At 63.2% G+C, this 26,978-nt stretch carries 25 protein-coding genes, 1 tRNA gene, 1 pseudogene and 1 riboswitch; of the genes and pseudogenes, 7 read left to right on the forward strand and 20 right to left on the reverse strand.

Translation table 11 applies throughout. The features are described 5' to 3' along the window. Positions 1 to 38: 38 nt before the first annotated feature. The 4 genes from ACEWPL_RS04790 to ACEWPL_RS04805 are packed head-to-tail and all read right to left on the reverse strand — an operon-like array spanning position 39 to position 3,095. A complete protein-coding gene (locus ACEWPL_RS04790; protein WP_393933676.1) occupies positions 39 to 776 on the reverse strand; it encodes an ABC transporter permease in 738 nt (245 codons plus the stop codon). Next, a complete protein-coding gene (locus tag ACEWPL_RS04795; protein ID WP_393934179.1) occupies positions 773 to 1,498 on the reverse strand; it encodes an ABC transporter ATP-binding protein in 726 nt (241 codons plus the stop codon). The genes ACEWPL_RS04790 and ACEWPL_RS04795 overlap by 4 nt, the downstream gene beginning before the upstream one ends. Then, the gene (locus ACEWPL_RS04800) at positions 1,492 to 2,163 is read right to left on the reverse strand and encodes a TenA family protein (RefSeq protein WP_393934180.1); all 672 of its coding nucleotides are present in this window, start codon (positions 2,161 to 2,163) and stop codon (positions 1,492 to 1,494) included. The genes ACEWPL_RS04795 and ACEWPL_RS04800 overlap by 7 nt, the downstream gene beginning before the upstream one ends. Then, the gene (locus ACEWPL_RS04805) at positions 2,160 to 3,095 is read right to left on the reverse strand and encodes an ABC transporter substrate-binding protein (protein WP_393934181.1); all 936 of its coding nucleotides are present in this window, start codon (positions 3,093 to 3,095) and stop codon (positions 2,160 to 2,162) included. Before ACEWPL_RS04805 ends, ACEWPL_RS04800 begins: the two co-directional genes overlap by 4 nt. A 132-nt stretch (positions 3,096 to 3,227) precedes the next feature. Continuing rightward, a riboswitch (TPP riboswitch) is annotated at positions 3,228 to 3,334 on the reverse strand. 149 nt (positions 3,335 to 3,483) lie between these two features. Here ACEWPL_RS04805 and ACEWPL_RS04810 point away from each other — a divergent pair. From ACEWPL_RS04810 to ACEWPL_RS04820, 3 genes are all read left to right on the forward strand, one after another. After that, positions 3,484 to 5,220 carry a hypothetical protein gene (locus ACEWPL_RS04810; protein WP_393933678.1) on the forward strand — a complete coding sequence of 579 codons (1,737 nt, stop codon included), beginning with the start codon at positions 3,484 to 3,486 and terminating at the stop codon, positions 5,218 to 5,220. 71 nt (positions 5,221 to 5,291) lie between these two features. After that, positions 5,292 to 5,879, forward strand: coding sequence for a heme NO-binding domain-containing protein (locus ACEWPL_RS04815; RefSeq protein ID WP_393933680.1), 588 nt, complete (start codon positions 5,292 to 5,294; stop codon positions 5,877 to 5,879). Next, positions 5,876 to 6,931: a diguanylate cyclase domain-containing protein gene (locus ACEWPL_RS04820; RefSeq protein WP_393933682.1), complete on the forward strand. Its 1,056-nt coding sequence runs from the start codon at positions 5,876 to 5,878 to the stop codon at positions 6,929 to 6,931. The genes ACEWPL_RS04815 and ACEWPL_RS04820 overlap by 4 nt, the downstream gene beginning before the upstream one ends. Before the next feature lie 50 nt (positions 6,932 to 6,981). Here ACEWPL_RS04820 and mnhG read toward each other — a convergent pair whose 3' ends face one another. From mnhG to ACEWPL_RS04860, 8 genes and pseudogenes are all read right to left on the reverse strand, one after another. Then, positions 6,982 to 7,371 (reverse strand): monovalent cation/H(+) antiporter subunit G, encoded by a 390-nt coding sequence (gene mnhG, locus ACEWPL_RS04825; RefSeq protein ID WP_393933684.1) that lies wholly within the window; start codon positions 7,369 to 7,371, stop codon positions 6,982 to 6,984. Then, the gene (locus tag ACEWPL_RS04830; protein ID WP_393933686.1) at positions 7,368 to 7,655 is read right to left on the reverse strand and encodes a K+/H+ antiporter subunit F; all 288 of its coding nucleotides are present in this window, start codon (positions 7,653 to 7,655) and stop codon (positions 7,368 to 7,370) included. The genes mnhG and ACEWPL_RS04830 overlap by 4 nt, the downstream gene beginning before the upstream one ends. Further along, positions 7,652 to 8,152, reverse strand: coding sequence for a Na+/H+ antiporter subunit E (locus ACEWPL_RS04835; RefSeq protein ID WP_393933688.1), 501 nt, complete (start codon positions 8,150 to 8,152; stop codon positions 7,652 to 7,654). Before ACEWPL_RS04835 ends, ACEWPL_RS04830 begins: the two co-directional genes overlap by 4 nt. Position 8,153: 1 nt before the next feature. Further along, complete coding sequence (locus tag ACEWPL_RS04840; protein WP_393933690.1) at positions 8,154 to 9,695, reverse strand: monovalent cation/H+ antiporter subunit D; 1,542 nt, start codon at positions 9,693 to 9,695, stop codon at positions 8,154 to 8,156. Then, complete coding sequence (locus tag ACEWPL_RS04845; RefSeq protein WP_393933692.1) at positions 9,692 to 10,042, reverse strand: Na+/H+ antiporter subunit C; 351 nt, start codon at positions 10,040 to 10,042, stop codon at positions 9,692 to 9,694. The genes ACEWPL_RS04840 and ACEWPL_RS04845 overlap by 4 nt, the downstream gene beginning before the upstream one ends. Position 10,043: 1 nt before the next feature. Continuing rightward, positions 10,044 to 12,905 (reverse strand): monovalent cation/H+ antiporter subunit A, encoded by a 2,862-nt coding sequence (locus ACEWPL_RS04850; RefSeq protein WP_393933694.1) that lies wholly within the window; start codon positions 12,903 to 12,905, stop codon positions 10,044 to 10,046. Between the two features lie 63 nt (positions 12,906 to 12,968). Further along, a complete protein-coding gene (locus ACEWPL_RS19520) occupies positions 12,969 to 13,232 on the reverse strand; it encodes a type I restriction enzyme subunit R domain-containing protein (protein WP_476454017.1) in 264 nt (87 codons plus the stop codon). A 502-nt stretch (positions 13,233 to 13,734) separates the two neighbouring features. Beyond that, positions 13,735 to 13,821 (reverse strand): annotated as a pseudogene (locus ACEWPL_RS04860) (IS5/IS1182 family transposase); the annotation flags it as partial. Between the two features lie 58 nt (positions 13,822 to 13,879). Between ACEWPL_RS04860 and ACEWPL_RS04865 the strand changes: the two are divergent. Further along, positions 13,880 to 14,677 carry a class I SAM-dependent methyltransferase gene (locus ACEWPL_RS04865; RefSeq protein WP_393933696.1) on the forward strand — a complete coding sequence of 266 codons (798 nt, stop codon included), beginning with the start codon at positions 13,880 to 13,882 and terminating at the stop codon, positions 14,675 to 14,677. Between the two features lie 305 nt (positions 14,678 to 14,982). On the opposite strand, the gene ACEWPL_RS04870 is transcribed toward ACEWPL_RS04865, so the two are convergent. The 8 genes from ACEWPL_RS04870 to ACEWPL_RS04905 all read right to left on the reverse strand — a co-directional run bounded on the left by ACEWPL_RS04870 (position 14,983) and on the right by ACEWPL_RS04905 (position 22,945). Continuing rightward, positions 14,983 to 15,057: transfer RNA gene (locus ACEWPL_RS04870), tRNA-Glu, on the reverse strand. A gap of 117 nt (positions 15,058 to 15,174) precedes the next feature. Then, on the reverse strand, positions 15,175 to 16,917 hold the full coding sequence (recJ, locus tag ACEWPL_RS04875; protein ID WP_393933698.1) for a single-stranded-DNA-specific exonuclease RecJ: 1,743 nt from the start codon (positions 16,915 to 16,917) through the stop codon (positions 15,175 to 15,177). 79 nt (positions 16,918 to 16,996) lie between these two features. Continuing rightward, the gene (glpX, locus tag ACEWPL_RS04880) at positions 16,997 to 17,962 is read right to left on the reverse strand and encodes a class II fructose-bisphosphatase (protein WP_393933700.1); all 966 of its coding nucleotides are present in this window, start codon (positions 17,960 to 17,962) and stop codon (positions 16,997 to 16,999) included. Between the two features lie 51 nt (positions 17,963 to 18,013). Next, a complete protein-coding gene (locus ACEWPL_RS04885) occupies positions 18,014 to 19,300 on the reverse strand; it encodes a homoserine dehydrogenase (protein ID WP_393933702.1) in 1,287 nt (428 codons plus the stop codon). Positions 19,301 to 19,421: 121 nt separating this feature from the next. Next, complete coding sequence (locus tag ACEWPL_RS04890; protein ID WP_393933704.1) at positions 19,422 to 19,724, reverse strand: hypothetical protein; 303 nt, start codon at positions 19,722 to 19,724, stop codon at positions 19,422 to 19,424. 128 nt (positions 19,725 to 19,852) lie between these two features. After that, positions 19,853 to 20,353, reverse strand: a complete 501-nt coding sequence (locus ACEWPL_RS04895; RefSeq protein ID WP_393933706.1) for a TadE/TadG family type IV pilus assembly protein — start codon at positions 20,351 to 20,353, stop codon at positions 19,853 to 19,855. 64 nt (positions 20,354 to 20,417) lie between these two features. Beyond that, positions 20,418 to 20,963, reverse strand: a complete 546-nt coding sequence (locus ACEWPL_RS04900) for a TadE/TadG family type IV pilus assembly protein (RefSeq protein ID WP_393933708.1) — start codon at positions 20,961 to 20,963, stop codon at positions 20,418 to 20,420. Beyond that, positions 20,960 to 22,945, reverse strand: coding sequence for a TadE/TadG family type IV pilus assembly protein (locus tag ACEWPL_RS04905; RefSeq protein ID WP_393933710.1), 1,986 nt, complete (start codon positions 22,943 to 22,945; stop codon positions 20,960 to 20,962). The genes ACEWPL_RS04900 and ACEWPL_RS04905 overlap by 4 nt, the downstream gene beginning before the upstream one ends. Positions 22,946 to 23,030: 85 nt before the next feature. Here ACEWPL_RS04905 and ACEWPL_RS04910 point away from each other — a divergent pair, with 85 nt between their 5' ends. From ACEWPL_RS04910 to dnaG, 3 genes are all read left to right on the forward strand, one after another. Then, entirely contained in the window at positions 23,031 to 24,461 is a 1,431-nt protein-coding gene (locus tag ACEWPL_RS04910; RefSeq protein WP_393933712.1) for a Glu/Leu/Phe/Val family dehydrogenase, read from the forward strand. Between the two features lie 56 nt (positions 24,462 to 24,517). After that, the gene (locus ACEWPL_RS04915) at positions 24,518 to 24,817 is read left to right on the forward strand and encodes a hypothetical protein (RefSeq protein ID WP_393933714.1); all 300 of its coding nucleotides are present in this window, start codon (positions 24,518 to 24,520) and stop codon (positions 24,815 to 24,817) included. A gap of 88 nt (positions 24,818 to 24,905) precedes the next feature. After that, the gene (dnaG, locus tag ACEWPL_RS04920) at positions 24,906 to 26,873 is read left to right on the forward strand and encodes a DNA primase (protein ID WP_393933716.1); all 1,968 of its coding nucleotides are present in this window, start codon (positions 24,906 to 24,908) and stop codon (positions 26,871 to 26,873) included. The last annotated feature ends 105 nt before the right edge of the window (positions 26,874 to 26,978 follow it).

Below are 26,978 nucleotides of genomic sequence, written 5' to 3' on the forward strand. Positions count from 1 at the left end.
TAAAAATACTCAGATACAGCGGTGGCAACTCAGCGTGGTCAGGCGTTCTTGTCCAACGTGGCGCGGCAGGCGCGGTCGACAGCGGCGTGAAGGAGCACCGTGAAGACCGCCAGCACGATCAGCGCGGCGAACATCAGGTCCGTCTTCGCGCGGCCATTGGCCAGCAGCATCAGGTAGCCAAGCCCCTTTGAGGCCCCGACCCATTCGCCGATGATCGCGCCGATGGGGGCGTAGACGGCCGCAAGGCGCAGGCCAGAGGCGAAGCCCGGCAGCGCCGCCGGGATGCGGATATGGCGCATGATCCGGGCGGGGCTGGCACCCATGAGGCGCGCCATGTCGATCCACGCCTGCGGGGTGCGCATCAGCGCATCGAAGAACGCGGATGTGACCGGGAAGTAGATAACCAGCAGCGTCATCACCACCTTCGAGCCGATGCCGTAGCCGAACCAGAGTGTGAGGATGGGGGCGAGGGCAAAAACCGGCACTGCTTGGCTGAAGATCAGCATGGGGCGCACGAGGCTGCGCGCGATGGGCGAGGCGGCAAGGCCGATCGCCGTCAGCCCGCCAAAGAGCGCGCCAAGCGCGAGGCCCGCCAGCACTTCGATGGCCGTGATCATCGTGTGATGCGCGATCAGCGCGCGGCTGTCCCAGAGCGTTTCCGCGACCAGCGTAGGGCCCGGCAGAATGAACCGGGGCACGCCCGTCGCGATGACCAGCGCCTGCCAGACGGCAAGCGCAACCAGCGCAGAGGCGGTGACGCTGACGAGGCGGCTCATGGCGCGCCTCGCAGCGCGGCCAGAAGGGCGCCCTGGGTTTCAAGGGTTTTCGCGTCGTCGACGGGCCGCGGCGGGGCGCCCGGCGGGGCGGGCCAAGTGCGCAGACCATCATCACCCAGCACGAGGATCGTCGTGCCCAGCCGCGCGGCCTCGGCCGGGTCGTGGGTGACCATCAGCACGGTGCGATCGCCCAGCAATTCGGCGGTCAGGTCCTGCATCTGAGCGCGGGTGCGCGCGTCGAGCGCCGAGAACGGCTCGTCCAGCAGGATCACCGGGCGGTCCTCCATCAATGTGCGGGCGAGCGCGGCGCGCTGGCGTTGCCCGCCTGAAAGCTGCGCGGGCCTTTTCTGCGCATGCTGCGTCAGGCCAACCTGCTCGATCAGGGCGGCGGCGCGCTCCGGCTGGGCCGCCTCGCCGCGCAGGCGCGCGCCGAGCATGATGTTCTGGGTGACGCTGAGCCAGGGCAAAAGCAGATCGCTTTGCGACATCAGGGCGACCCGCCCCGTCAGCGGCGCGCCGTCGCTTGTGGTCAGCGTGCCCAAGAGTTCAGCCTCGTCGGCGATGCCCGCGATCACGCGGAGCAGGGTTGATTTGCCGATACCCGAGGGGCCCAGCAGGCAGGTCCAGCCGCAGGGCGCCACACGTAGCGAGATGCGCGGCACGAGGGGCGCCCCGGCGACCGAGACCGAGCCCTCCAGAGAGATGCCCGGACAGGTCACGATGAAAACGCCATATCCCAAAAGCCGATTTCCAGCCGAGTGGCCGTGGCAAAGCGCTGCGAGAGTTGCTGCCATCGGGGGCTGTCCTCAGCCCTGCTGCCAAGGCGGTGCGTGATTGCCGTATCCAGCAGCGCGCCGACCTCATGGCACACCTGCTGGTTGCCCTCTCCGGCATACGTCTCGATCCACTCGGCATAGGGCGTATCGGCGCACGCGGCGGCAAGGCGGAGGCCAATCTCGCCATAGCCCAGAACGCAAGGGGCGAGCGCGGCCAGCAGGTCAAGGAAATCGCCCGAATGACCGGCGTCCAGCACATAGCGCGTATAGGCGATGTTCTGCGGCAGTTCCTCGGCGGCGAACAGCGTGGCCTCGTCCAATCCCTCGGCGGCGCAAGTCGCGACATGCAGCGCGATCTCCTCGTTCAGGAGTGCGTGTAGCGTGCGCGAGGCAAAGCGCATTTCGTCCACTGTGCCGGCCTTGTTGACCGCCAGCGCCCAGGCGCGCGAGAAATGAATGAGGAAGAGGTAATCCTGCACCAGATAGCGCAGATAGGCCGTGCGCGGCAGGCTGCCGTCGCCCAGTCCTTCGACAAAGGCATGACGGGTATAGGCGTGCCACGGCTCGGCTGCCGCATCGCGCCATGCGGTGAAGGTCGCTCCGTACATCAGCGCGCGCCGGGGTCGATCGCCAGTTCCGAGACGGGGCGGGTGCCCTCGATGAGGCCGGCCTCGCTGAGGAAACGCTCGAATTCGGTGTAGCGCGCGGTATCGACGGCGGCGGGGCGCAGGGCAAAGCGCGGCAGCGTGTCAGTCCAGGCGCGCGCGTTCAGCTCGTCATCCAGTTCCGTTGAGGTGGATTTGAATATCTCCCAGCTCTCTTCGGGGTGGTTGACGATATACTGCGTCGCCAGCTCTGTCGCGCGCATGAAGCGCGAGATGACATCGGCGTCCATCGTTTCGGGGTTGGCGACATAGATCAGCTCGTCATAGGGCGGCACGCCTTCCTCCTCGATGAAGAAGCATTTACCGGGGGCGCCTTCGATCTCCATCTGGTTCAGCTCGAAATTGCGGTAGGCGCCGATGACGGCATCGACTTGGCCGGACATGACCGAGGGGCCAAGCGACCAGTTGACGTTGATCATCTCGACATCGCTCAGGGCGATGTCATTCGCGCCCAGAATGGCCTTCATCAGCGCCTCTTCGACACCGGCGACGGAATAGCCGATCTTGGCGCCCTTGAGGTCCGCGATTTCCTCGATCGGTCCGTCCTCCAGCACCAGAAGGCAGTTGAGCGGGCTGGCAATCAGCGTGCCGACCCGGATCAGGGGCAGGCCCTCGGCCACCTGCATATGCAGTTGCGGCTGGTAGGACAAACCCAGATCGGCCTGGCCCGCCGCCACCATCTTGGGCGGTGAGGAGGCATCGGCAGGTGCCACCACCTCGACCGCGAGGCCGCCATCGGCGAAATATCCGCGCTCCTGCGCGATGATGATGGGACCGTGGTTGGGATTCACGAACCAGTCCAGCACCAGGGTCATCTGGTCCTGCGCGAGGGCGGGCGTGCTGGCGAGAAGGGCGGCGGCAAGGGCGAGGGGCTTCATCATGGCTCCGGGTCTTGTGCTCTCTGCGAGGGACGGCTGTGCGCTGCACGTGGCCGGATCCCCGCAAGAGAGCGGTGCAATTCATGGCCTGGCCGGCGAAGTGGGAGCACTTAAAATGCCTGCGCGTGGATGCACATGCCTGTCTCCGTTCCCTCCGCCGGTATTGACCGGATCAGGTTCGATGGGTCGGCAGCATCGCCTCTCAGCCCCGGCATTGCGGAGCACCCCAACGGATGCAAGTAGACTAGCGGCGGTGGAGACACGTTGCAAGCAGCGAAGACGGGCCCGTCTGCGCCATGGCGCCGATCGAATGGCTAGGGCAAATCACCCGTTCAGCTTGCCGGTCAAAGCCGCTACGCTGCCCGCGAACAGCCGGAGTGCCCCACGCATGATCACCGCCAGCCAGACCGCAACGACGCGCATCATCTATTCCCTCATCGGGGGCGCGGCGGGCCTCGCGACTTATGCGCTAGCCGAAATCGTGCCGGATGTGGTTGAAAACGCGCGGCTCGTCCTCTTTCTGATCGCCTTCGGGCTGGGGTTTCTGGGCGTCCTGCTGGGCCTGATGGGCCCGCTGCGGCTGCGCGTTGCCGCCGCCACGGCGCTGGGCATGGCCCTGCCGGCATCGCTGCTCTTGCTCTGGGCAAGCTTTCGGCACGACAACGCGGCCGATTTTCTGGAGGGCGGCTACGAGGTTTCCGCCTATATCTATCTTTTGTTCATCGCGGTGCCCTTCGCCATCGCGCAACTGCAGCAACATGGCGGGTGGCGGCACTACGGCCTGCTTTTCGATGCGGCATGGGAGTTGGTAGTGCGCATCGCCTCGGCGCTGCTCTTTGTCGCGGTGACCTGGACGGTGCTGATGCTGTCGGATCAACTTTTGGGGCTGGTCGGGCTGACCGTGATCGAGTGGCTGATCGACCTTGATCCTGTGCCCTACCTGATCAGCGGCGTTGCGCTGGGCCTCAGCCTCGCCATCGTCTACGAGCTGCGCGACTATGTCTCGCCCTTCCTGATCATCCAGTTGCTGCGGGTTCTGCTGCCTGCGCTCTTGGTGGTGCTGGCGGTCTTTATCCTCGCCCTGCCGGTGCGCGGGCTGAGCAGCCTTTTCGGGCAGCTCTCGGCAGCGGCGATCCTGCTCGGTGTGACGGGGGCGGGGGTGACGCTGATCACCACGGCCATTCACCGCGACGATCCGCTGTCGGTGCAGGGGCCGCTGATGCGCGGCGCGGCGCAGGCGCTGAGCGTGTTGCTGGTGGTTCCGGCGCTTCTGGCGCTCTGGGCCGTCTGGCTGCGGGTGGATCAATACGGGCTGACGCCTCACCGCATCGCCGCCCTCGTGGCGGCTGGTGTCGCCTCGATCTATTCGCTGGCCTATGCGGGCGCCGTCCTGCGCCGCCGCGGCTGGCGCACCCGTCAGCGGCACGTGAACCGCGCCATGGCCGTGTTTACGCTGGTCATCGCCGCCGCCTGGATGACGCCCCTTTTGAATGCCGAGCGTCTGGCGACCGCCAGCCAGCTGGCCCGTGCGGCAGAAGGCACACCGCCCGATACCTTGCCTCTGTGGGAACTGGCGCATGACTGGGGCAAGGCCGGCCAGCGCGGGCTGGCCATGTTGGAGACGCGCTCACAAGACGCGCCTGCGACGCTCGACCTGATCGAGAAGGCCCGCCGAAGCGAGACGAAATGGGCCTATGCCGAGGCGGGCGAGGCCGAGATTTCCATCTCGGGCCGCGTGCCCCTGCGCCCCGAGGGGGTCCGCCTGCCGCAAGGTGCGCTGGATTCATTGCCGTCCGAAGAGCGCCGCATGATCGAGACCGCCTGCAACCGGCGCGCGCCTGGCGATCATCCCGGCTGCGTGATGGTGCGGGGCACGTTCGAGCCGGATGACGGCGTGGATCACGTGATCGGCTTCTTCATGACCTCCGACACACATGTCCACATCACATCCTATGCGCTGCGCGGCGACGCACTCGAGCAGGGCGGCTTTCCGCGTGATCTGAAATCGGGGGCCTTTGCCACGGCATCGCCACAGATCATCACAGACATTCTCGAAGGCCGCTTTGCCATCATGCCTGCCGCGCGCAACGTGCTGGAAGTGGAGGGAATGCGCCTCTCGCCCTGAAAACCGGTCCGCGTTGGCATTTTGTTAACACACCGGATGCATAACCGAGGGCGGATGCAGCGGAGACTGACATGCACGGGCTTATCAATCGGGCCATCGAACGATTCGTGCGCGATACCCACGGGCGGGATGTCTGGGGGGCCGTGATGCGTACGGCCGGACTGGAATTCACCGAGTTCGAATCGATGCTGAGCTATGAGGCGGACGTGACACAGCGCGTTCTGGTCGCGCTGGCCGCGCAGCTGGACAGACCCTTGCCCGAAATCCTGGAGGATGTGGGAACCTATCTCGTCTCGCACCCCAAGCTTGAGCCCTTGCGCCGTCTTTTGCGCTTTGGCGGCCCGACCTTCACCGAATTTCTGCACTCGCTGGACGATCTGCCTGCGCGCGCCAAGCTGGCGGTGCCGGATCTGGACCTGCCCGAGCTTGAGCTGCGCGAATATGGGCAGGGTGTCTACGCCATCGACTGCTATAGTGGGCAGCTGGGCTTTGGCTATGTTATCGTCGGCTTGCTGCGTGCCCTTGCCGATGATTACGGCGCTCTTGCCCTGCTCGAGCATAAGGGACTGCGCGACGGCTGCGAAATCATCGAGGTTCGGCTTCTGGCGGCAGAGCATGCCCGCGGCCGAAGCTTTGATCTGGGCGCGAGGACAGCATGACGATGACCCAAGGACAGGCAGGCGATTGCGCCGCCGGGCAGGTCGCCACTGCAGAAGTCGCCGCAGGGGCCTCGCACGCCGCCATGATGGATGTTCTGTGCCCGATGCATGCCGTACTGGATGCGACGGGCCATGTCGTCCATGCCGGGCCGACCCTGTTCAAACTGTTCGAGGCGCGGCCCCTGATCGGCGTGCGATTTGCCGAACTTTTCGAGATCAAACGCCCGCGCGATGACGGCTCCATGGCGGCGCTGCTGGAGGCCGCGGGCAGCAAGATGCATCTGCGGATCCGGGGCGGACCCCGCACGGATCTCAAGGGCGTTCTTGTCCCGCTACCGGCGAGCGTCGGTCCCGAGGGGGGCGCCTTGGTCAATCTGTCCTTCGGGATTTCCGTGGTGGCGGCGGTGCGCGATTTCGGCCTGACGGGCAGTGATTTCGCGCCGACGGATCTCGCGGTCGAGATGCTCTACCTTGTCGAGGCCAAGAATGCCGCGATGGAGGCTTCGCGTACGCTGAACCTGCGGCTGCAGGGCGCGATGATCGCCGCTGAGGAGCAAGCCTATACCGATACGCTGACCGGTCTGCGTAACCGCCGGGCGCTGGATTATGTTCTGGGTCGGCTGGTCGACCTGGAGCAGGATTTCGCGCTGATCCACATGGATCTCGATTTCTTCAAGGCGGTGAACGACACCGGCGGTCATCCCGCCGGGGATCACGTCCTGCGCGAGGTTGCGCGTATCATGGTCGAGGAAACGCGCAGCGATGATACCGTCGCGCGGGTAGGCGGCGATGAATTCGTGCTGGCCCTCAAACGGCTGACCGATCCGGTCAAGGTGCATGATATCGCGGCCCGCGTGATCGCGCGTCTGCAAGAGCCGATCGCCTATGCCGGGCAGACCTATCATATCTCGGCTAGCGCGGGATCGGTCCTGTCGTGCCATTACGGTCGGGCCAACATCGCCCTTATGATGGAGCAAGCGGATAGCGCGCTCTATCAGGCCAAGGATCGTGGACGCGGCTGTCACGTGGCCTTCGCGGGCGAGACGGGCTGAGCGCCACAATCACGTCCTGCTTTTGCGGGCCGCAGACGCCGCTGGCGCGATCACTCCTCGGCGTGCTCTGCCAACTCGCGATCCGCCTCGGGCACGTTCAACGTGGACCAGGTGTCGTCTTTGGACGGGGCGGGCGGCGTCTCGCACTCGCGGCGATGCAGGTTGACCTTTGCCATGAAGTTGGCCGAGATCGGCGCCGTGACGAACAGAAAGGCCATGATCAGAATCTCGTGCAACACGCCCTCGCCGATCAGGTAGGAATGGATCATCGCCGCGAGCAGCAGCGCGCCGATGCCGACCGTGCCGACCTTGGTCGGAGCATGCAACCGCGTCATCGCATCGTTGAACTTGAGCAGCCCGATCGAGCCGACCAGGGAAAAAGTGGCCCCGACGAAAAGGCAGACCGCAACGGCGTAGGTGGCGACGATGTCCCAGGTCATTCGATGATATCCCCCCGCAGGATAAAGCGCGCATAGGCGACGGTGCTGACAAATCCCAGCATCGCGATGATCAGCGTCACTTCGAAATAGATGGCCGTGCCCTGCGCGATGCCCAGCAGCACCATGAGACCGATGGAATTGACCACCATCGTGTCCAGCGCAAGGATCCGGTCGCCGACCCCCGGCCCGATCATCAGCCGGATCATCGCCATGATTTGCGCCGAGGCGACGGCGCCGAAGGCGATCCAGACCGCCAGGTTCATGATATCGGTCGCCTGGGTCATGTGAAAATCTCCTTCAGGCGGCGCTCGTAACGGTGCTTGATGTCGTCGCGCACCGCGTCCGGGTCATCCGTGTGGAGCGCGTGGACCAGCAGGCTGTGGCCTTCGTCCGACAGATCGGCCGAAACGGTGCCGGGTGTCAGCGTAATGGTCCCCGCAAGGATTGTGATCGCCTCGGGCTGGCGCAGGTCCAAGGGCACGACGACCCATGCGGGGCGCAGTTTGGAGTTGGGCTTGGTCAGGACGATCCAGGCGACCTGGACGTTGGCGACCATGATATCCCAAAGCACGATGATGACATAGATCACCATGCGGCCCGGCCGAAATCCCTTGGGCGTTTCCGGCCACCAGGCCGAAGTGATCCACGGGATCAACACGCCCAGGATGATTCCGAAGACGATCATGCCTGGCGAGACTGTCTTTTGCAGCAACAGCCAGACCACCGTCAGCAGAACGGTCAGTAGGGGGTGAGGGAATAGCCAATAGAATGTGCGTTTCATGTCAATGTCCCTCCGCTCCGCCGCTCAGCTTGCCGGGGGTCTCCATGACCTCGGTGATGTAATCGCTCGCTTCGAACAGCTGCGCGGCGATGGACGTCGTGTAGTCGTAAGCCGGTCCGGCAAAGATCGTCAGCGCGATTAGCAAGGCCAGCAGCCCGCCGACCGAAACATAGGCTAAAATGCTGGGCGCGGGCGGCGCTTCGGCATCCTCAGGCAGGGGCGACGAGCTGGCCTTCCAGAAGACGGTGCTGCCAGCGCGGGAAAAGCCGACAAGGCCGATAAGGCTGGTACCGAGGATGATCGCCCATATCCAGACCACCAGAGGCGATGCGACCGCCGCATCCAGCACCAGAAGCTTGCCGACAAAGCCCGAAAGCGGCGGCAGGCCCACCATCGCGATGGCCGCGACAAAGAACATCCCGGCGATCAGCGGCGCGCCGGGCACCGGTGGCGCGGCCTTGAGCGCGAGATCCGCGCGACCGCTGCGCACCATGTCGGCGATGAGGAAGAGCGCCGCGGCGGCCAGCGTCGAGTGCACGATGTAATAGAGCGCGGCGGCGATCCCCTCGGGGGTGAATAGCGCGATGGACACCATCACCATCCCCATCGAGCCGATGACGGAATAGGCCACAAGCCGGTCCAGATGCCGCGCGGCCAGGATGCCGATCATACCGATGGCGATGGAAATCAGCGCGGCGGGCATCAGCCAGAGGCCCTGCAGTCCGGCCGTCACCTGAAGATCGGGCGGAAAGATCAGTGTGTAGACGCGGATGATGGCATAGGCGCCGACCTTGGTCATGATGGCAAAGAGCGCGGCGACCGGGCCGGGCGCTTCGGCATAGCTGGAGGGCAGCCAGAAATGCAGGGGCACGACCGCCGCCTTGACGGCAAAAACGAGAATCAAAAGCACTGCGGCCACGCGGATGCCCACGCTGTCGCCCGCGTCGATCAGCTGCACGCGTCCCGCAAGATCGGCCATGTTGAGTGTGCCCGTCTCGGCGTAGATCGCGCCGAGGGCAAAGAGAAAGAGGGTCGAGCCGAGCAGGTTGTAGAGCACGTACTGCACGCCCGCGCGCAGGCGCACGGCACCGCCCGAATGAATCATAAGGCCGTAGGAGGCGATCAGCAGAACCTCGAAAAAGACGAAGAGGTTGAAGAGGTCGCCCGTCAGGAAGGCGCCGATAATGCCCATCATCTGGAACTGGAAAAGCGCGTGGAAATGCCGCCCCCGCTCGTCCCATTTCGAGCCGATGGCGTAGAGCAGGACGAAAAAGCCGAGAAGGGCCGTCAGCAGCACCATGAAGGTCGACAGCCGGTCCGCAACCAGCACGATGCCGAAGGGTGCGGCCCAGTCGCCCAGTTGGTAGAGCGTGACGGTGCCGTCTGCGGCGATCCATGCTTGTCCCGCCGCGAGGCCGATCACCGCCAGCGCCCCGGCGGTCGACAGTACCCGCTGGATGCCAATGTGATAGCGCGCCGCCAGCACGATGAAGGGCGCGAGCAGTGCAGGGAGGATGATGGGCAAGATGATCCAGTGGGTCATGCCGCGCCCTCCTTCGATTCGGGCTCCGGCTCGGGGTCGTTCACGTGATCATCGTCCGCCCCCAGATAGGAGCCCAGTGCCATGACTACGACGACTGCCGTCATCCCGAAGGAAATCACGATCGCCGTCAGCACCAGCGCCTGTGGTAGCGGGTCGGTATAGCGCGTCGCATCCGTCAGGATGGGCGGCGCGCCAACTGTCAGGCGGCCCGACGCAAAGAGAAAGACGTTGACCGCATAGGTCAGCAGCGACACGCCCATGATCACCGGGAAGGTGCGCAGGCGCAGCACCAGGTAAAGACCGGCGCCGGTAAGGATGCCGATGGCGGAGGCGACGAGCAGTTCCATCCTACACCTCCTTCGCTGTTGCATCTGGGTCGCGCGACGGGTCGATATCCATCGCGTGTTCGCTATCCTCGGTATGGGCCCGGCGGGCGAGCCGCGAGAAACTCTCGAGCGACAGCATCACGGCGCCGACCACGGCCAGGAACACGCCAAGGTCAAAGAGCGCGGCGGTGGCCAGCTCGAATTTCTCGAAGGGCGGGATGCGGACATAGGTGAAATCCGAGGTCAGGAACGGCTTGCCAAAGAACCAGCTGCCGATGCCTGTGAGACCCGCGACCAGAACGCCGGTACCGATGACGCCGTGATAGGGATACCGCAGCCGCGCCGAGGCCCAGCCAAAGCCGCTGGCCATGTACTGCATCACCACCGCGATCGATACGATCAGGCCTGCGATGAACCCGCCGCCCGGCTCGTTATGGCCGCGAAGGAAGATGTAGAAGCCGACCATCAGCACCACGGGCATGGTCACGCGCGTCAGGACCACCATCATCAGCGGGTGGATGTCGCCTGCGCGTGGCTGATCCGGCTTGCGGTTCAGCAGCTTGGCGCGGGCGGGGCCGGACAGCAGCGCCTCGGTCAGCGCGTAGATGACCAGCGCGGCGATGCCCAGAACGATGATCTCGCCGAACGTGTCAAAGCCACGGAAATCGACGAGGATCACATTGACCACGTTCGTGCCGCCGCCGCCCTTGTAGGAATTGGCCAGGTGGAATTCCGAGATCGAGGCGGCAACCGGATCACGCAGCAGGTAATGCCACGACAGCGCCGTCGCGGCAAGGCCGCCCGCGATGGCAATGGCCGCGTCACGGGTGCGGCGCAGCACGGTCGATTCGATGGGCGTGCGATTGGGCAGAAAGTTAAGCGCCAGCAACAAGAGGATGATCGTCACCACCTCGACGGTAAACTGGGTGAGCGCCAGATCCGGCGCACTGAAATGCACGAAGGCGATGGACACCATCAGCCCGACGATACCGATCAGGATGAGCGACAGCAGACGATTGCGATGAAGGAACACGAGGCCCAGCGTCGCGGCAACCAGCATCATCCACCCGGCGACGGCAATCGTGTCGAGCGGGCTCATCTGATAGGCGGCTGGCCCGACGGTGCCGGTGGCCCAGGCATGCACCCCGGCGGCAATGACTGTCGTCGCCATGATGGCCGCATAGCGCGAGAAGGCGCCGTCATGCAGCGGCTGGATGATGGCGCGCGCGCCAAGGACGGCCCAGCGGATCAGGCCGTCGAAGATCGCCTTGGCCTCGGGGCGGGGGGCCGCATCCCAAAGGCGCAGCGCGGGATTGAAGATCACCAGCATGATCAGGCCGCCGACAACCGCCGCGATGGACATGTAAAGGGCGGGGACTAGCCCGTGCCAGATCTTGAAATAAGCCGTGGGGACCACTGCGGCCTGGCCCAGCACGGCGGACGTCACCAGCTTGACAAAAGGTTCGGCCACGAAGGGCGCGACGCCGATCACGACCACGGGGATCATCAGCAGCGCCGGCGGCAACCACATGCCCGCGCCCGGATCATGCGGCTTGGCCGGGTAGTCATCGCGCTTTGGGCCGAGGAACGTATGCCCGATCAGGCGGAAGCAATAGGCGGCGGAAAAGAGCGAGCCGACCACCGCCAGCGCAGGCACCAGCCAAGGCAAGCCGAAGAGGGTGGTGTGATAGGCTTCCTCCAGCATCATCTCCTTGCTGAGAAAGCCGTTCAGCAGTGGAATTCCCGCCATCGACAGCGCGGCCAGCGTGGCGATGATGAAGGTGATGGGCATGAGGTGCCGCAACCCGCCAAGGCGGCGGATGTCGCGCGTATGCGTCTCGTGATCAACGATACCCGCAGTCATGAAGAGCGCGGCCTTGAACGAGGCGTGGTTGAGGATGTGGAACACCGCCGCCATCGCCCCGAACGCCGTGCCCGTGCCCAAGAGCATCGTGACCAGACCTAGATGGCTGACGGTCGAAAAGGCCAGAAGCGCCTTCAGGTCATGCTTGAAGAGTGCGATGACGGCACCCAGCACCATCGTGATCAGGCCCGCTGTGGTCACGATCATGAACCATTCGGGCGTGCCCGACAGCACCGGCCACATGCGCGCCATCAGGAAAATGCCCGCCTTCACCATCGTGGCGGAATGCAGATAGGCGCTGACCGGCGTCGGCGCGGCCATTGCGTGCGGCAACCAGAAGTGAAACGGGAACTGCGCCGACTTGGTAAAGCAGCCCAGCAGGATCAGGATCAGCGCGGGCACATAGAGCGGCGAGGATTGGATCAGATCGCGCTGCTGCAGGATCACGCTCAGATCATAGCTGCCTACGATTTGCCCCAGGATCAGCATGCCCGCAATCATCGCAAGGCCGCCCATACCCGTTACCGCCAGCGCCATGCGCGCGCCTTGCCGGCCTTCGGGTAGGTGCTTCCAATAGCCGATCAGCAGAAAGGACGAGAGCGATGTCAGCTCCCAGAAGATCAGCAAAAGAAGAACGTTATCTGAAAGGACGATGCCCACCATCGCGCCCTGAAACAGCAGGAGATAGGTGAAAAACTCGCCCATATTGTCGTCGCGCGACAGGTAGTAGCGCGCATAGGCAATGATCAGAAGGCCGATCCCGAGGATGAGGCAGGCAAAGAAAAAGCCGAGCGGATCCAGCATGAGCGTCATGTTCAGCCCGATGGCTGGAAGCCAGTTAAATCCGGCCGTCACGACCTCTCCCGCCAGGACCGCCGGCGCATTCGTCAACAGCCCGATCAGGGCGGTCAGCGTCACCATCAGAGTCACGCCTGCGCAGGCTTGGCGGCCGGCGGAGTACATCAATCCGGGCAGCAGAGCCCCGAGAAACGGCAAGGCGACGACGAGAAAGAGGGACACGGACACTCCTGACTTGCTGGCCTTTGCGGCTCCGACCATGTGTGGTGAAATTTTCCCCTATTCTCAAGCAAAACCGACATGCCGCGGCGCGGAATCGACGCAATCCGCAGTGCAAAACCGCTTGATAGGAGGCCGGGTGAGCGGTGTTGCGGCGCCGTGTCGCATAAGGCGCTTGAGCGTGGGCTTGTCCACATACATCGTGTGCATACATGGCGCGTCAAAGCCGGTGAGCCACATATCGCGCACGATGACCAGCTTCATCGGGTCGTCGGGATCACGGGCGCGCTTGGCCAGATCATCGCGACGTTTCTTGTTACCGATGAACAACGTGGACAACCTGCGCCAACAAGATTCCGCTGAACGGGCACTAAACAAGCTGGCACGAACATATGCCACGCAAATGGAAGCGCTGAAACGCTATCGCACAGGCGGGCAGCAAAAAGTCACGGTGGAGCATGTGACGGTGAACAAGGGCGGGCAAGCCATTGTCGGGGCCGTAACGCATGGGGGGCGGGGTAGCCGTGGAAAGTGACGCCAACCCCATGCACAAGGCTCACAGCGCCCCAAGATGCCACGCCAAGGCCAAGACAACGGGTAAGCGTTGCATAGCCCCTGCGCGGCGCGGTTGGAAGGTGTGCCGGATGCATGGCGCGTGTGGCGGCGCACCAACTGGCCCAGCAAATGGAGCTTGGGTGCATGGTGGCAGGTCGCTTGCAGTCGAGCAAGATAGGCGCACGCTTATGGCGCTGGTTAAGCAGGCAAAGGAAGCGGCTGCCAAGCTAGCCAGACCTCCATGTCAAAAAACAGGGAACGGCAGTCTTTAATCTTTGCGGTGCGCCTTGACATAGGTGGCGTCGATCATCACCACCTTCTGCTCGGTGCTTTCGGAAGCGAGCCCCTGGAAGACAGCCGCGAATATAGTCTTCCCAGAGGTGCGATGCTATTGCTTACCGTCTGACAAAAGGAATGCACGGATGCCAATACCCTATCATTATCGACTGCGTCTTTTAGACTTCTGGAACGCGGTGCGAATGGGGCACCTAGGAATTCAAAGGCGACTTGCAGGGCACCTCAAGGATCAGCAGAAGTCTTGGGAACGTGGCTATACGAACGGCTATTTCTATCAGGGCCTCGAAGACCTCGGTATCACAGGCGCCAAGCCCACCGGCTTCCGGTTTCGACAGTATGAGGTTGATGACGTCCTTCGGGGTGCGGATGTTCTCGACATAGGAAGCAATGCTGGGTTCGTCGCGATCTATTGCGCGCGGCTTGCCAAGTCAGTAGTCGGCGTCGAATTGAACCCTTACCTTAATCGTATCGGTCGGGACGCGGCCGCCTACCTTGGCGTTGACAACCTATCAATCCTGGAAACGGACTTCGGATCCTATCAGACAGACCAGAAGTACGACGTTGTCCTGTCGCTATCGAACCACCACACTATCGATGGCAATCTGAATATGGGGTTCGAGCAGCACATCGCTCGGATTGCCGACCTTCTAAGGTCGGATGGCGTTATGCTGTTTGAAAGCCACAACGTCTTCGGACCGGGGACTGGCGGCGAAGGCGATGACGGAGATATGGATCAGAAGATAGCAATCCTTTCAAAGCACTTCACTATCGAACGCTACAGGATGGTTCACTGCTATCTGACCCACGGGAAGGGTGACATAGACAAGCTGTTTATCGTGGCGCGGAAGAGCTCCGACCCTAAAGCGATCGATTTCGATCTGAACGTCGCACGGGAATCATATTCTTGGACCCACCCACAATAACGAATCGAAATTCGGAGCGCTTGTTCGCGAGGCGACCAGATACAGCTATTCGGATTTCCCCTGCAAAAGCGCAAGCGCGCATCCACACTTCAGAAAATCTGACCAGACAAGGGGGCGGGGGGGTGGCGCAATCTCTGCCGCGTCCTGATCGGGACCGGGCGGGTTAGCAAATTTTACGCGCGGGCATTTCAGAGAAGAAAAGTTGAAAGCCGCTCTAAGCACTTCCCAAGCGTTTTTTCTATGTGGGGTATGTTGTGGGGTTGTCGTTTGAAGTCGTGATATTTGTCAATGATTTCAAAGGCAGCTGGCAGCCCGTAGGGGAATCGAACCCCTCTTTCCAGGTTGAAAACCTGGCGTCCTAACCGATAGACGAACGGGCCACTCGCTGCGTGAGGCGGTTCCTAAGGCAAAAGGCCGGGGGTGCGCAAGGGGGTTTGTGCATCAAATCGTTCTCCCGCGGCGAATTATTTTCGCGCGCCTCGGGAGGATCCGAAGGGTCAGGCGCGGGCGGCGTCCTCAAGGCGCAGTTGCGCTGATTGGCGGCCCTGCCAGACATTCAACTCCAGCCGTCCGGCCAGGTGAAAGCGCGCGCCGCCATGCCCCTCCAGCGCGGCACCCAGCGGACCGTCGAAGGCGCCGAAGGCGATCGCGTCCAGTTGCGGGCCAATGCCGTCGCCAAAGCGGATCTTCAGGTGCCGCTCGCCGACGCGCTTGGCGAAGGTGATCTGCATATCGGTAAAGACATGGCGCGGCGCGGCGGATCCCGCTCCGAACGGGCCGGCAGCCTCCAGTTGCGTGATCAGATCGGGCGTTGCGGCGCCGGGCATGAGCACGCCGTCAAGCGACAGATCAGCAGCGCCGCCCGTCCCGGCACCCTGCCGCGCCAGCAGCTCCGACAGGCGCGCCATGGCGGGCTCCAGTTGATCGCGCATCACCGTCAGGCCCGCGGCCATCTTGTGCCCTCCTCCCTTGACCAGCAGGCCCTCGCTTGCCAATCGCTGGATCGCGGCCCCCAGATCGACACCTGCGACGGAGCGGCCGGAGCCTTTGCCGACATCGCCGTCGAAGCCGACCACGATCGCCGGGCGGTTCGCAGCCTCCTTGAGGCGGCTGGCCACAATGCCGACAACGCCCGGATGCCAGCCTTCGCTTGCCGCCCAGACCAGCGGCGCATCAAGGCCGCGTGCCTCGGCCTGCGTCATCGCGGCGGCCTGCACTCCGGCCTCGATCTCGCGGCGCTCGGAGTTCAGCTGATCCAGCCGCTCGGCCATGGCCTGCGCCTCGTGCGGCACGTTGCAGGCCAAAAGGCGCGCGCCCAGATCGGCGCGGCCGACGCGGCCGCCGGCATTGACGCGCGGCCCCATCAGAAATCCCAGATGATAGGCGCTGGGCGCGCTGTCCATCCGCGCGACATCCGCCAGTGCGACAAGGCCCGGACGCTCGCGCCGCGCCATCACGCGCAGACCTTGCCGGACGAAGGCGCGGTTTACCCCGATCAGCGGGGCGACGTCGGCCACGGTCGCCAACGCCACAAGGTCCAGCATCGCCATCAGGTCCGGGCCCTTGCGCCCCGCCTCGCGCAACTGTCGCCCCACCTCGACCAGCATCAGGAACACGACAGCGGCGGCGCAAAGATGCGCCAGATCGCCGCTCTCGTCCTGCCGGTTGGGGTTCACGACGGCCAGCGCATCAGGCAGAGTCTCGCCGCCGAGGTGATGATCGAGGATGACCACATCGGCGCCCTTGGCAGCCGCCACCGGCCCGTGGCTGAGGGTGCCGCAATCGACGCAGACGATCAGGTCATGCGCGGCGGCCAGCTGTGCCATCGCCTCGTCATTGGGGCCATAGCCCTCGTCGATCCGGTCGGGGACGTAGAGCGTTGCCTCGCGCCCCATCTGGTGCAGCCAGTCGATCAGAAGTGCGGCGCTGGTACCGCCATCGACGTCGTAGTCGGCAAAGATCGCGATCCGCTCGCGCGACTCCACAGCCGCCAGAAACCGCCGCGCCGCCGCTTCCATGTCCAACAGGCTGCGCGGGTCGGGCAGCAGGTCGCGCAAGGAGGGGGCCAGATAAGCCTCGGCCGCCTCCGGCGCCACGCACCGCCGCGCCAGCACCATCGAGACGGCGCGCGGCAGGCCCGTGCCTTGGGCGATCGCCTCGGCGGCACGGTCCATCAGCGGCGTCGGGCCAACCCAGCGCCGCCCGGTCAGCGAGGCTTCGACATCCAGAAAGGCGGTCATGCGGCTCCCCCTTTCATTGTTCCAAAAATACTCAAGCCCAGTCCGCAAGACGCGCAGGCGTCAATCCGAAGACCGCAGCTCACTTCACCGGGTTGCGATAGAACATCCGCCGGACCGAGCCTGTTTTCGAGCGCATCAGCACCGTTTCCGTCTCGACATAGCCGGGACGGCGCTTGACGCCGCGCACCAGCGAGCCGTCGGTGACACCCGTGGCAGCAAAGATGACGTCCCCGGTCACCATGTCGTCGCGCGCATAGACACGATCAAGATCGGTAATCCCGGCCTTCGCCGCGCGGCCCCGCTCGTCATCGTTGCGGAACAAGAGCCGGCCCCAGATCTGGCCGCCCATGCATTTGAGCGCCGAGGCCGCCAATACGCCCTCGGGCGCACCGCCCGATCCCATATACATGTCGACGCCAGTAGCCTCGGCATCCGCGCAATGGATGACACCCGCGACATCGCCATCGGTGATCAGGAAAACGGCGGCGCCGGTGCCGCGCACCTCTTCGATCATTTCCTGATGGCGCGGACGCTCGAGGATGCAGACGGTGATTTCGGACGCCTTGCAGCCCTTGGCGGCGGCCAGCGCCTCGACCCGCTCGCGCGGGGACATGTCCAGCGACACGACATCCTTGGCATACCCCGGCCCGATCGCCAGCTTTTCCATATAGACGTCGGGTGCGTGCAAGAGGCTGCCACGCGGTGCCATCGAGATAACAGTGAGCGCGTTCGGCATCGCCTTGGCGGTCAGCGTCGTGCCTTCCAGCGGGTCGAGCGCGATGTCGACGCCGGGGCCATCGCCGCTGCCGACTTCCTCGCCGATATAGAGCATGGGCGCCTCATCGCGCTCGCCCTCGCCGATGACGACGACGCCTTTAATGGCCAGCTTGTTCAGTTGCTCGCGCATCGCGTTGACGGCCATCTGGTCGGCCGCCTTTTCATCGCCGCGCCCGATCATGTCGGCACAGGCCAGCGCGGCCGCCTCGGAAACGCGGGCCAGCCCGAGCGACAGCATGCGGTCGTTGAAATCTGCGGTGTCGGTCATGGCAAGGTCCTTTGCGGTATAAACGGCCCGGCGCGCGGGCGGGGCAGCAGTTCAGATATTCTCGATACGAAGTGCGATGGGATCTCCGGTGACGACGCCGAGACCGGGCATGGCATCGAGTGCGCGGGTCAACTCGGCCCGGCCCGTTTTGTGCGTGACGATCAGAACGGGTGCATCGGGACCAGCGTGGTCATACTGGCGCATCCGGTCAATGGAAATCCCGGCGTCGCCCAGTGCGGTCGCCACCTTGGCCAGCGCGCCGGGTTTGTCGACCAGCGACATCCGCAGGTAATAGGGTGCGGGTGTGCCAGCGGCGGCAGGTTGCGCGCGCTTCAGCGTCGCCGCGGGCTGACCGAAGGTGGGCAGGCGGACCCCGCGGGCGATATCCATCACGTCGCTCATCACGGCGCTGGCGGTGGGGCCCATGCCCGCGCCGGGGCCGCGCAGCACGACCTGCTCGACATTGTCGCCTTCCAGCACGACCATGTTCGTGCCGCCCTCCAGCGTGCCCAGCGGGCTGCCCGTGGGCACGAGGCAGGGCGTCATGCGCTGCTCAAGACCGCGTCCCGTCATCTGGGCCACGCCCAGCAGCTTGATGCGAAAGCCCATATCGGCGGCGTGGTGGATATCCTCGATGGTGATCGCGCCGATCCCCTCCATCTCGACCGCGCCGAAATCGACTTGGCAACCGAAGGCGATGGAGGCCAGCAGCGCCAGCTTGTGCGCCGCGTCGATGCCGCCCACGTCCAGCTGCGGATCGGCCTCGAGATAGCCCAGATCGGATGCTTCCTGAAACACGTCCTCATAGGCGAGGCCCGCCGACTGCATCCGGGTCAGGATGTAGTTGCAGGTGCCGTTCATCACGCCCATGACGCGGGTCATGTCATTGCCGGCAAGGCCTTCGGTCAGCGCCTTGACCACCGGGATGCCGCCCGCGACGGCGGCCTCGAAGCGGATGACGCGCCCCGCATCCTCGGCGGCCAGTGCCAGCGCGTGACCATGATGGGCCAAGAGGGCCTTGTTTGCCGTGACCACGTCCTTGCCTGCGGCAATGGCGGCCTCGACGGCGTCCTTCGCAGGGCCGTTGTCGCCGCCGACCAGCTCGACGAAGACGTCGATATCATCCCGCTGGGCGAGGACGACGGGATCGTCCTCCCACGCGTAATCCGACAGGCTCACACCGCGCTCTTTGCCCTTGGAGCGGGCCGAGACGGCGCTGATCGTGACGGGGCGACCTGCGCGCGCCTCCAGCAGCTTGGCCTTCTGACGGATGATCCGCACCACGCCCGTGCCGACAGTGCCCAATCCGGCGATACCGAGGCGCAGGGGGTCTGTCATGGCGATGTCTCCGGAATTTATGGTGTCTGCAGTCTGGTGGCTCTGACGCGCGATCTACAGGCAAAGAGGCAGGCGTGCAACGCGGGTTTTGCCTTGGGCATGGCGGGTGCGGCGTCTCGGGCTACTCTTGCACGCCGGCGCGCATCCGGCTGCGCGTGGCCGGGTCGACAACATCGCCGCGCAGTCGGTCCGCCCGGTTTTTCAACCCGGTGACGCGGGTCTCTATGGCGGGGGCCGTTTCGGGGGTGATGCGACTGGAGGTGAGCCGTGCGTCGAGCCCTTCCAGCGGCACAAGCTGCGGATAGGGCTGAGCCAGCGCGGCATCCGACGCGGCTGTGCCGACATCCGGAAAGGGCGTGCATCCCAGAAGGGCGGCAGGCCCCAGCGCGATCATCAGGGCAAGGGTGGGTCGGATCAGGGTCATGGGCGGTTCCATCGGGTCCCGTCCTTAATGCCATCCTTTGCCTTGGCGGGGCAAGCGCCGCGCGGCCGGATCGGCGGCGCGGCCGCTACGCGGGTCCCGAGGGGCGGCAATGCCCCCGAAGCACCGCCCTAGCTGTTCGACCAGTTGATCTGCGGCGCGAAGCGCGGGATCGCCATCACATGTGTCGAGACGTTGATATTGTCACCCACCCAGATGTCGAACAGGGGCGGATAGGAGGACAGGCTGTCGACGATGATCAACTCTTCGCCATCGCGCATGATCGGCAGTTTAGCGTGGTTGTTTTTGACCTCGTCAGTGGTCAACGCGCGCAAGAGAGCCGCGCCGCGCACGTGGCTCCACTTGACCGAGTATTCGTCTGCGTCGGCGTCGTATTTGATGACCGATACCCTCAGCGTATTGTCGCCCGTATCGTTCGCCATGGTGTCAAACACGGTCTTGGCGTTGTCCAGATAGGTGGGAGTGATCGACAGCATCTCGCGCGAAACCATATCCGCGACCGTGTAGCTCGCCTTGTCGCGCGCACTTTGATAGCGGTGCACTTCGAAAAATTCGTAGGTGGCCCCGACAGCCCAGATGAGGAGTGGTAGCGTGATGACCGCCTCGACCATAACGGATCCGCGTTCTTCACAACGAAAGCCCGAAAGCCGGGATTTTAAAGAATTGAGTGCCAATTTACAAAGGCTCCTGAACAAACGCCGACATTGAAATGATGGCAACCTGCCCGCTGCTGTCCTTCTTGAGCGAGCGTGCAAGGTGCCAAGTCGGGAAAAGCGGGTCATATTTGGCGCACACGCGAAGGAACATCAGTTGATTTTGCTGACCAGGCGTGAATTTCAGCACTGGCGCGCCTTCTTCCTCCTTGTCAGTGCACATGACTTCCCCGCCCAGAGTGGTGAGGTTGCGCATGTCCGAAGGCACCATTTCCAGCCGGATGGCGTTTTCGCAATCGTTGATTACGTAAGCCTCTCCGCAAATTCGCTTTTTGATCGCATCATGGGTTGGGTTGGTGCCTGTGCCCAGCCGGAGATCGCGGACGGCGATATCCAGTCCGCGCTCCACCATTGTTTGGCGCAGGGTAATCATACTGAGTTCCAAGGACATGGCCATGAGGGCCAGGTAGATTGGCACAATGATCACGAATTCGACCGTTGCATTGCCGTCCTCGCGGCGCAGCAGACCCGCGCAACGCTGCCGCAGGTGATGTAAGGCGCGGATCATTGTGTCAGCCGCAGGTTGACAAGGTTTGACGCGATCGAGCTGAACGCATCGTTGATGTTAATACCTTCGCCGCGGTAGTAATGGGCTTCAGAGGAGGCGCATTTCTGAAGAATCGTTTCGGCTGTTCCGCCCTTGCTGATTTCAAAGCCGATTGTGAATACGATGACACCCTCGTTCTTGGTCGAGGAGCATGAGTTCAGCATCCGCGTGTTCTTCCTCGATCCTGTTATCTCGTCGGCCAAGTAGTCATTGAAAGCAGACCAATCTCCGGTCACCATCCCGTAGAATTCGGGAGTGATCAGACCCCAGGCATCTTCCCATGTTAGGCGGTCTAGGCTAATAAAGGTTTGATCATTCTGGATGCCCGCGAACTCGCCGTTGGTGATCCAGAACCCATCGTCGATGTTGTAGTAGTTGTTAGCGTATTCCAGATAGTATGTGCTTTCGATGGTGCCTAGGTTCGAGTATACGCATTCCCATTTGTTTTTGCCGCATTTTCCGGGGTCAAGACTAGTCTCGTTCTTCTTATACGTGTGATACGCATATTCAAATTTTCGATCCTGAGTCTCGACCAGATAAAGATCCGAGTTCTGATTTCGCCAATGTCCGCCTTCGGAGAAATGGTAAGAGGACGTGTTTTGACCGTCGCCCATCATCACGATGACCTTGAGTGTTTCAGGCGCGTCATAGTCGGCAGGAATTGCTGACAGCGACGCATCAACTTCGCCAGCGGCGATCATATCGTCAGTGATTTGACGGAACGTCGGATCAAGAATGGCGGCGCCCCAATTCATGCCTTGGTCCCCTGACGTATTGCCGCTTGCCAAAAAAGAGTCGATCTTCGAGTGCAAGGCTGCTTTGTCGAACGAATACGGCAGTATTTCCATATAGTCCTGTGCGTAGCATGACCGGGAGTCGGATCCGCTGAAATCGTCAAACCCGCCGTAGACGGACGTGTAAACCATCTGGTTTACAGGCTTGCCGCTGGAAAACCCGGATTCACCAGTGGCCAAAGTGGCATGTGTGAAATCGTTGTCCTCAAAGACGAGGCACGTGGAATACTCGTGCCTTTCGTCGACAGCAAGTGCGCTGAAGGTCGCTTGCGATGGGGTGACCGACCAGCTGAAGGGAACTATTGAGATCACCGTCTCGCCGGTTGCGGAGCTTCCCAGTACAGTAGTCACGAAGCCTTTTGCCGCGCTCTTGAGGTTTGCGAGCTTGCTGTTGTTCTTCATGGAGCCGGATACATCCAGCACCAGAACCACCTCCAACTTGGGTATGCGGCGTTCGGCGCTCGAGGCAGCGGCGGCTTTGAGCGAATTGACTCCGACCAGTTTCATCAGGTGGGTATTCATCGTCATTTGGGCGCTTGCCGTGACCTTGCTGCGGTTCAGGGTCTGCATGAAATCGTCATCCCCACTCTCATTGAGATAAGACGCCATGTCCGCCTTGGCGAAGTAATCCTCGACAATGCCTTTGGGAGAAGTGTCAAAAGGGGCGCCGGCGGCTGCCAGAACGGCGGTATCGAGCGTGTTCTGCAGTTTGGTGCGCTGCATCTCGTGGCGCATCATGTCTATGGCAACGCCGCCCGCGATCAGCATCATCAAGAGGACGAACAGCGTGAAGGCCACGACCGCGCCATCCTCATCCTTGCGGAATCGGCGCGTCTGCTGCAGGGGCATGATGGACGCCAATACCCGGAACGTTCTGATCTTGGAAGTCATACGTGTCACAGTGTTACCTCGCGATACCGTCTTACCGTCGTTGCCGACTCGGATTTCATCAGAGAAGGTATGCCGTAGCACTGTGGCTGAATTACGGCCAAAAATCGTGAAAATCAGATATAGATTAGGTTTTTGGGCGACAATGGGGCGGAAGCTGGCCGAGTGTTTCCAACTTGACGCCAACGCGCCGTCATCGACCGCGAAGGCGACAGATCGTCTGTCCGGCGCGGCAGGCTTGGGTGGACAAAAAAAACCCATGCATTAACGATGCCTTTGCGAAATGCAATTTAGACAGGATGGGCGGGGTGCGCAGACACCCTCGGCGCATCCAGGGAGGACAGCGATGACAGCCGCGAAAGAACCGAGTTTCCGTGAATCAGTGGATCTGATGTTCAACCGTGCGGTTGCACTGATGGATCTTCCGCCGGGCCTCGAAGAAAAGATCCGGGTGTGCAATGCGACCTATACGGTGCGCTTTGGTGTGCGTTTGCGCGGGCAGATCCATACATTCACCGGCTATCGCAGCGTCCATTCCGAGCATATGGAGCCGGTCAAGGGCGGCATCCGTTTTGCCATGGGTGTGAACCAGGATGAGGTCGAGGCGCTGGCGGCGCTGATGACCTATAAATGCGCCTTGGTCGAGGCACCGTTCGGCGGCTCCAAGGGCGGTCTGCGGATTGATCCTCGCGAGTGGGACGAGCACGAGATGGAGCGCATCACGCGCCGGTTCGCCTATGAGCTGATCAAGCGCGACCTGATCCATCCCAGCCAGAACGTCCCGGCCCCCGACATGGGCACGGGCGAGCGCGAGATGGCCTGGATCGCGGACCAGTACAAGCGGATGCACACCACCGACATCAACGGCCGCGCCTGCGTCACCGGCAAGCCGATCAACGCGGGCGGCATTCAGGGCCGCACCGAGGCAACGGGGCGCGGTGTGCAGTACGCGCTGCAGGAGTTCTTTCGCCACCCCGAGGATATCAAGGCGGCGAACCTCTCGGGCAAGCTCGACGGCAAGCGCGTCATCGTGCAGGGCCTCGGCAATGTGGGCTACCATGCCGCCAAGTTCCTGTCCGAGGATGACGGCGCCATCATAACGGCGATCATCGAGCGCGACGGCGCGCTGATCAATGACAAGGGCCTGAACGTTCAGGATGTGCATAACTGGATCGGCAAGCACGGCGGCGTCAAAGGCTTCCCCGATGCCGAGCATGTGGCCGACGGCGCGAAAGTGCTGGAAAAAGAGTGCGACATCCTGATCCCGGCGGCGATGGAAGGCGTCATCAACATCTCGAACGCGGCGAACATCTCTGCTCCGCTGCTGATCGAGGCGGCGAATGGCCCCGTTACTGCAGGTGCCGATCAGATCCTGCGCGAAAAGGGCTGTGTCATCATCCCCGACATGTACGCGAACGCGGGTGGTGTGACCGTCTCCTATTTCGAGTGGGTCAAGAATCTCAGCCATATCCGCTTTGGCCGGATGGGCCGCCGGCAGGAGGAGTCGCGCCACCAGCTGGTCGTGGACGAGCTGGAGCGCCTGAGCAACGACAAACAGCTGGGTTGGACGCTCAGCCCCGATTTCAAACAGCGCTACCTGCGCGGCGCGGGCGAGCTTGAGCTGGTTCGCTCGGGTCTGGATGACACGATGCGTGCCGCCTACCAGTCGATGCGCGACGTCTGGCATGACCGAAAGGACGTGACGGACCTGCGCACGGCGGCGTATCTTGTCTCGATCAATAAGGTGGCGGCCAGCTACCGCGCGCTCGGCCTCTAGCGCCCAAGGCAGCTCGGCAAAGCTGGGCATTTCTACAGTTCGAAAGGTTCCGTTCCATGTCCCGCAAGATTATCCTCGCGCTATCTTTGCTTCTCAGTGCGCCTGCTATGGCGGGTGAGGGCGGCGCTGCGGGCTGCGCGGCCACGGCGGCCATCGTCGCGGATGCGGTAGAGATGCGGGCGGATGGCACCTCACAGGAGGCGGCAGCCAAGGCGTTGCAATCGGGCGATGTCGCGGAAAAGTACAAGGGCGCGGTCGCCCCCCTTGTCGGTTGGGTCTACACGCTGCCTCAGGACCAACTGACGGACGAGGCAGCCAGCGCCTATCGCGACGCCTGTCTTGCACAAATGGGCTGATCGGTCCGCGCGCGCTCGGTAAAAACCTGATTGACCGCGAAGCGCGCAACACCTTGGCTCGGCCCGCGACTCGGTCCATATTGCCAGGATGTCATTACCTCCCGGCTTTCTTGACGAGTTGCGCACGCGCACGTCCCTGACGCAGGTCGTCGGGCGCAAGGTGATGTGGGACAACCGCAAGTCCAATCCGGGCAAGGGCGACATGTGGGCGCCTTGCCCCTTCCACCAGGAGAAATCGGCCAGCTTTCACGTCGATGATCGCAAGGGCTTTTACTACTGCTTTGGCTGCCATGCCAAAGGCGATGCCATCAGCTTCGTGCGCGACACCGAGAATGTCGAGTTCATGGAGGCGATCCGCATCCTCGCTGCCGAGGCCGGGATGCAGATCCCCGAACGCGACCCGCAGGCGCAGGTCAAGGCCGATCGGCGCACGCAACTGGCCGAGGTCATGGACGGCGCGCAGCAGCATTTTCGCCTGATGCTCAAGACCGCCGCCGGCGCGGAGGCACGCGCCTATCTTGAACGCCGCGGGCTAGACGAGGCGACGCAGGAGAGGTTCGGCATCGGCTTCGCTCCGCAGGCGTGGCAGGGGCTGTGGGATCATCTGACCGGCAAGGGGATCGAAGCCGACCTCATCTTTGGATGCGGTCTGGCGCGCCCGTCACAAAAGGGCGGCACGCCTTATGACGTCTTTCGCGGACGCATCATGTTCCCCATCCATGATGCGCGCGGCTGCGTCATCGCCTTTGGCGGCCGGGCCATGGACCCCAATGACAACGCCAAGTACCTGAACTCGCCCGAAACGGAACTCTTCGATAAATCGCGCACACTCTATAACTACGGTCCGGCGCGCGAAGCTGCGGGCAAGGGGCAGCCCCTGATCGTTGCCGAAGGCTATATGGACGTCATCGCGTTGGCGCAGGCCGGCTTTGGTGCTGCCGTTGCGCCGCTGGGCACCGCCGTGACCGAGGCGCAGCTGGCACTGATGTGGCGCGCGGCGGATGAGCCGATCATGGCACTGGACGGCGACCGGGCCGGCCTGGCGGCTGCGCGCCGCGTGATCGACCTGGCATTGCCGCTGCTGCAGGCGGGCAAGAGCCTGCGCTTTGCGTTGATGCCGGAAGGGAAGGACCCCGACGATATGCTGCGGGCTCAGGGCGCGAGTGCGGTTCGGGCGCTTTTGGATACGGCGCAGCCGATGGTGCGTCTCTTGTGGCAGCGCGAGACGGAGGGCCGCGACTTCGACAGCCCCGAGCGGCGCGCGGCACTGGATAAATCCTTGCGCGCCGCAACAGACCTCATCGCGGATGCTTCGATACGGAGCCATTATGAGCGTGCGATCAAGGATCTCACCTGGGAGCTGTTTTCACCGCGCAAAGGGTCTGCTGCCAGGGGTCAGGCCGCGCGGGGCGGGCAGGGCAAGGGGCGCTGGGCCAAGCCCGACCTTTCGGCGCGCGCCACGACAAAATCCTCGCCCCTTGCGCGGTCGGACCCGCGCCAGCATGATCACATGCGCGAGGCCGTCATCTTGGCGTCGCTCATTTCGACCCCGGCCATCGTTGAGGAATTCGAGACCGAGCTCGAGCGGCTGGATTGCTTTGATCCTCAGCATGCGCAGGTCCGCGATCTGATCCTCACCCATGGCGGCGCGGGGACCGAGGCGCTGGCACATGCGATTGCCGGGGCTCTGGGGCAGGACACCCTTGAAAAACTTCTGGCACTTCCCCATGTCGCATTGGCACCGCCCGTCAGACATCCTGGCAACCTATCCCTTGCCCAGATGACCGTGGCCGAGGAATTGGCCAAGATCGCGGCGACGCGCGGCCTGCAGGCCGAGATCGTCGATGCCGCCGAGGACATGATGGGGGTGGCTGACGAGGCCGTGACATGGCGGTTGGGGCAGGCGGTTGAGGCGCGCAATCGCGCGGTCCGCAGTGAACACGAGGATCGGGCCGAATATGATCTGGCCGACAACGGGGCGCGCATAAATCGCGGTGAGCGCGAGCAATTTGACGCGCTGCTCGACAAGATTACTTTCTCGAAACCGCGCCGCTGAATGGATTTTGGTGAGGTTCGGGTAAGAAAAAAAAGGTAAACAGGTTGCGAATCACTTCTGCGCAGGGATGATTCGGACAACACCATGTGCCGAGCGAATCACGCG

Source organism: Roseovarius roseus, from assembly GCF_043355935.2.
Classification (GTDB): Bacteria; Pseudomonadota; Alphaproteobacteria; order Rhodobacterales; family Rhodobacteraceae; genus Roseovarius; species Roseovarius roseus.

What these genes read in the sequence shown, in the direction of transcription:
- ACEWPL_RS04790 (WP_393933676.1), bottom strand. Translation starts at nt 776, where the DNA reads ATGAGCCGCCTCGTCAGCGTCACCGCCTCTGCGCTGGTTGCGCTTGCC.
- ACEWPL_RS04805 (WP_393934181.1), bottom strand. Translation starts at nt 3,095, where the DNA reads ATGAAGCCCCTCGCCCTTGCCGCCGCCCTTCTCGCCAGCACGCCCGCC.
- ACEWPL_RS04810 (WP_393933678.1), top strand. Translation starts at nt 3,484, where the DNA reads ATGATCACCGCCAGCCAGACCGCAACGACGCGCATCATCTATTCCCTC.
- ACEWPL_RS04815 (WP_393933680.1), top strand. Translation starts at nt 5,292, where the DNA reads ATGCACGGGCTTATCAATCGGGCCATCGAACGATTCGTGCGCGATACC.
- ACEWPL_RS04820 (WP_393933682.1), top strand. Translation starts at nt 5,876, where the DNA reads ATGACGATGACCCAAGGACAGGCAGGCGATTGCGCCGCCGGGCAGGTC.
- mnhG (WP_393933684.1), bottom strand. Translation starts at nt 7,371, where the DNA reads ATGACCTGGGACATCGTCGCCACCTACGCCGTTGCGGTCTGCCTTTTC.
- ACEWPL_RS04830 (WP_393933686.1), bottom strand. Translation starts at nt 7,655, where the DNA reads ATGACCCAGGCGACCGATATCATGAACCTGGCGGTCTGGATCGCCTTC.
- ACEWPL_RS04835 (WP_393933688.1), bottom strand. Translation starts at nt 8,152, where the DNA reads ATGAAACGCACATTCTATTGGCTATTCCCTCACCCCCTACTGACCGTT.
- ACEWPL_RS04840 (WP_393933690.1), bottom strand. Translation starts at nt 9,695, where the DNA reads ATGACCCACTGGATCATCTTGCCCATCATCCTCCCTGCACTGCTCGCG.
- ACEWPL_RS04845 (WP_393933692.1), bottom strand. Translation starts at nt 10,042, where the DNA reads ATGGAACTGCTCGTCGCCTCCGCCATCGGCATCCTTACCGGCGCCGGT.
- ACEWPL_RS04865 (WP_393933696.1), top strand. Translation starts at nt 13,880, where the DNA reads ATGCCAATACCCTATCATTATCGACTGCGTCTTTTAGACTTCTGGAAC.
- recJ (WP_393933698.1), bottom strand. Translation starts at nt 16,917, where the DNA reads ATGACCGCCTTTCTGGATGTCGAAGCCTCGCTGACCGGGCGGCGCTGG.
- glpX (WP_393933700.1), bottom strand. Translation starts at nt 17,962, where the DNA reads ATGACCGACACCGCAGATTTCAACGACCGCATGCTGTCGCTCGGGCTG.
- ACEWPL_RS04885 (WP_393933702.1), bottom strand. Translation starts at nt 19,300, where the DNA reads ATGACAGACCCCCTGCGCCTCGGTATCGCCGGATTGGGCACTGTCGGC.
- ACEWPL_RS04890 (WP_393933704.1), bottom strand. Translation starts at nt 19,724, where the DNA reads ATGACCCTGATCCGACCCACCCTTGCCCTGATGATCGCGCTGGGGCCT.
- ACEWPL_RS04895 (WP_393933706.1), bottom strand. Translation starts at nt 20,353, where the DNA reads ATGGTCGAGGCGGTCATCACGCTACCACTCCTCATCTGGGCTGTCGGG.
- ACEWPL_RS04900 (WP_393933708.1), bottom strand. Translation starts at nt 20,963, where the DNA reads ATGATCCGCGCCTTACATCACCTGCGGCAGCGTTGCGCGGGTCTGCTG.
- ACEWPL_RS04905 (WP_393933710.1), bottom strand. Translation starts at nt 22,945, where the DNA reads ATGGGTTTTTTTTGTCCACCCAAGCCTGCCGCGCCGGACAGACGATCT.
- ACEWPL_RS04910 (WP_393933712.1), top strand. Translation starts at nt 23,031, where the DNA reads ATGACAGCCGCGAAAGAACCGAGTTTCCGTGAATCAGTGGATCTGATG.
- ACEWPL_RS04915 (WP_393933714.1), top strand. Translation starts at nt 24,518, where the DNA reads ATGTCCCGCAAGATTATCCTCGCGCTATCTTTGCTTCTCAGTGCGCCT.
- dnaG (WP_393933716.1), top strand. Translation starts at nt 24,906, where the DNA reads ATGTCATTACCTCCCGGCTTTCTTGACGAGTTGCGCACGCGCACGTCC.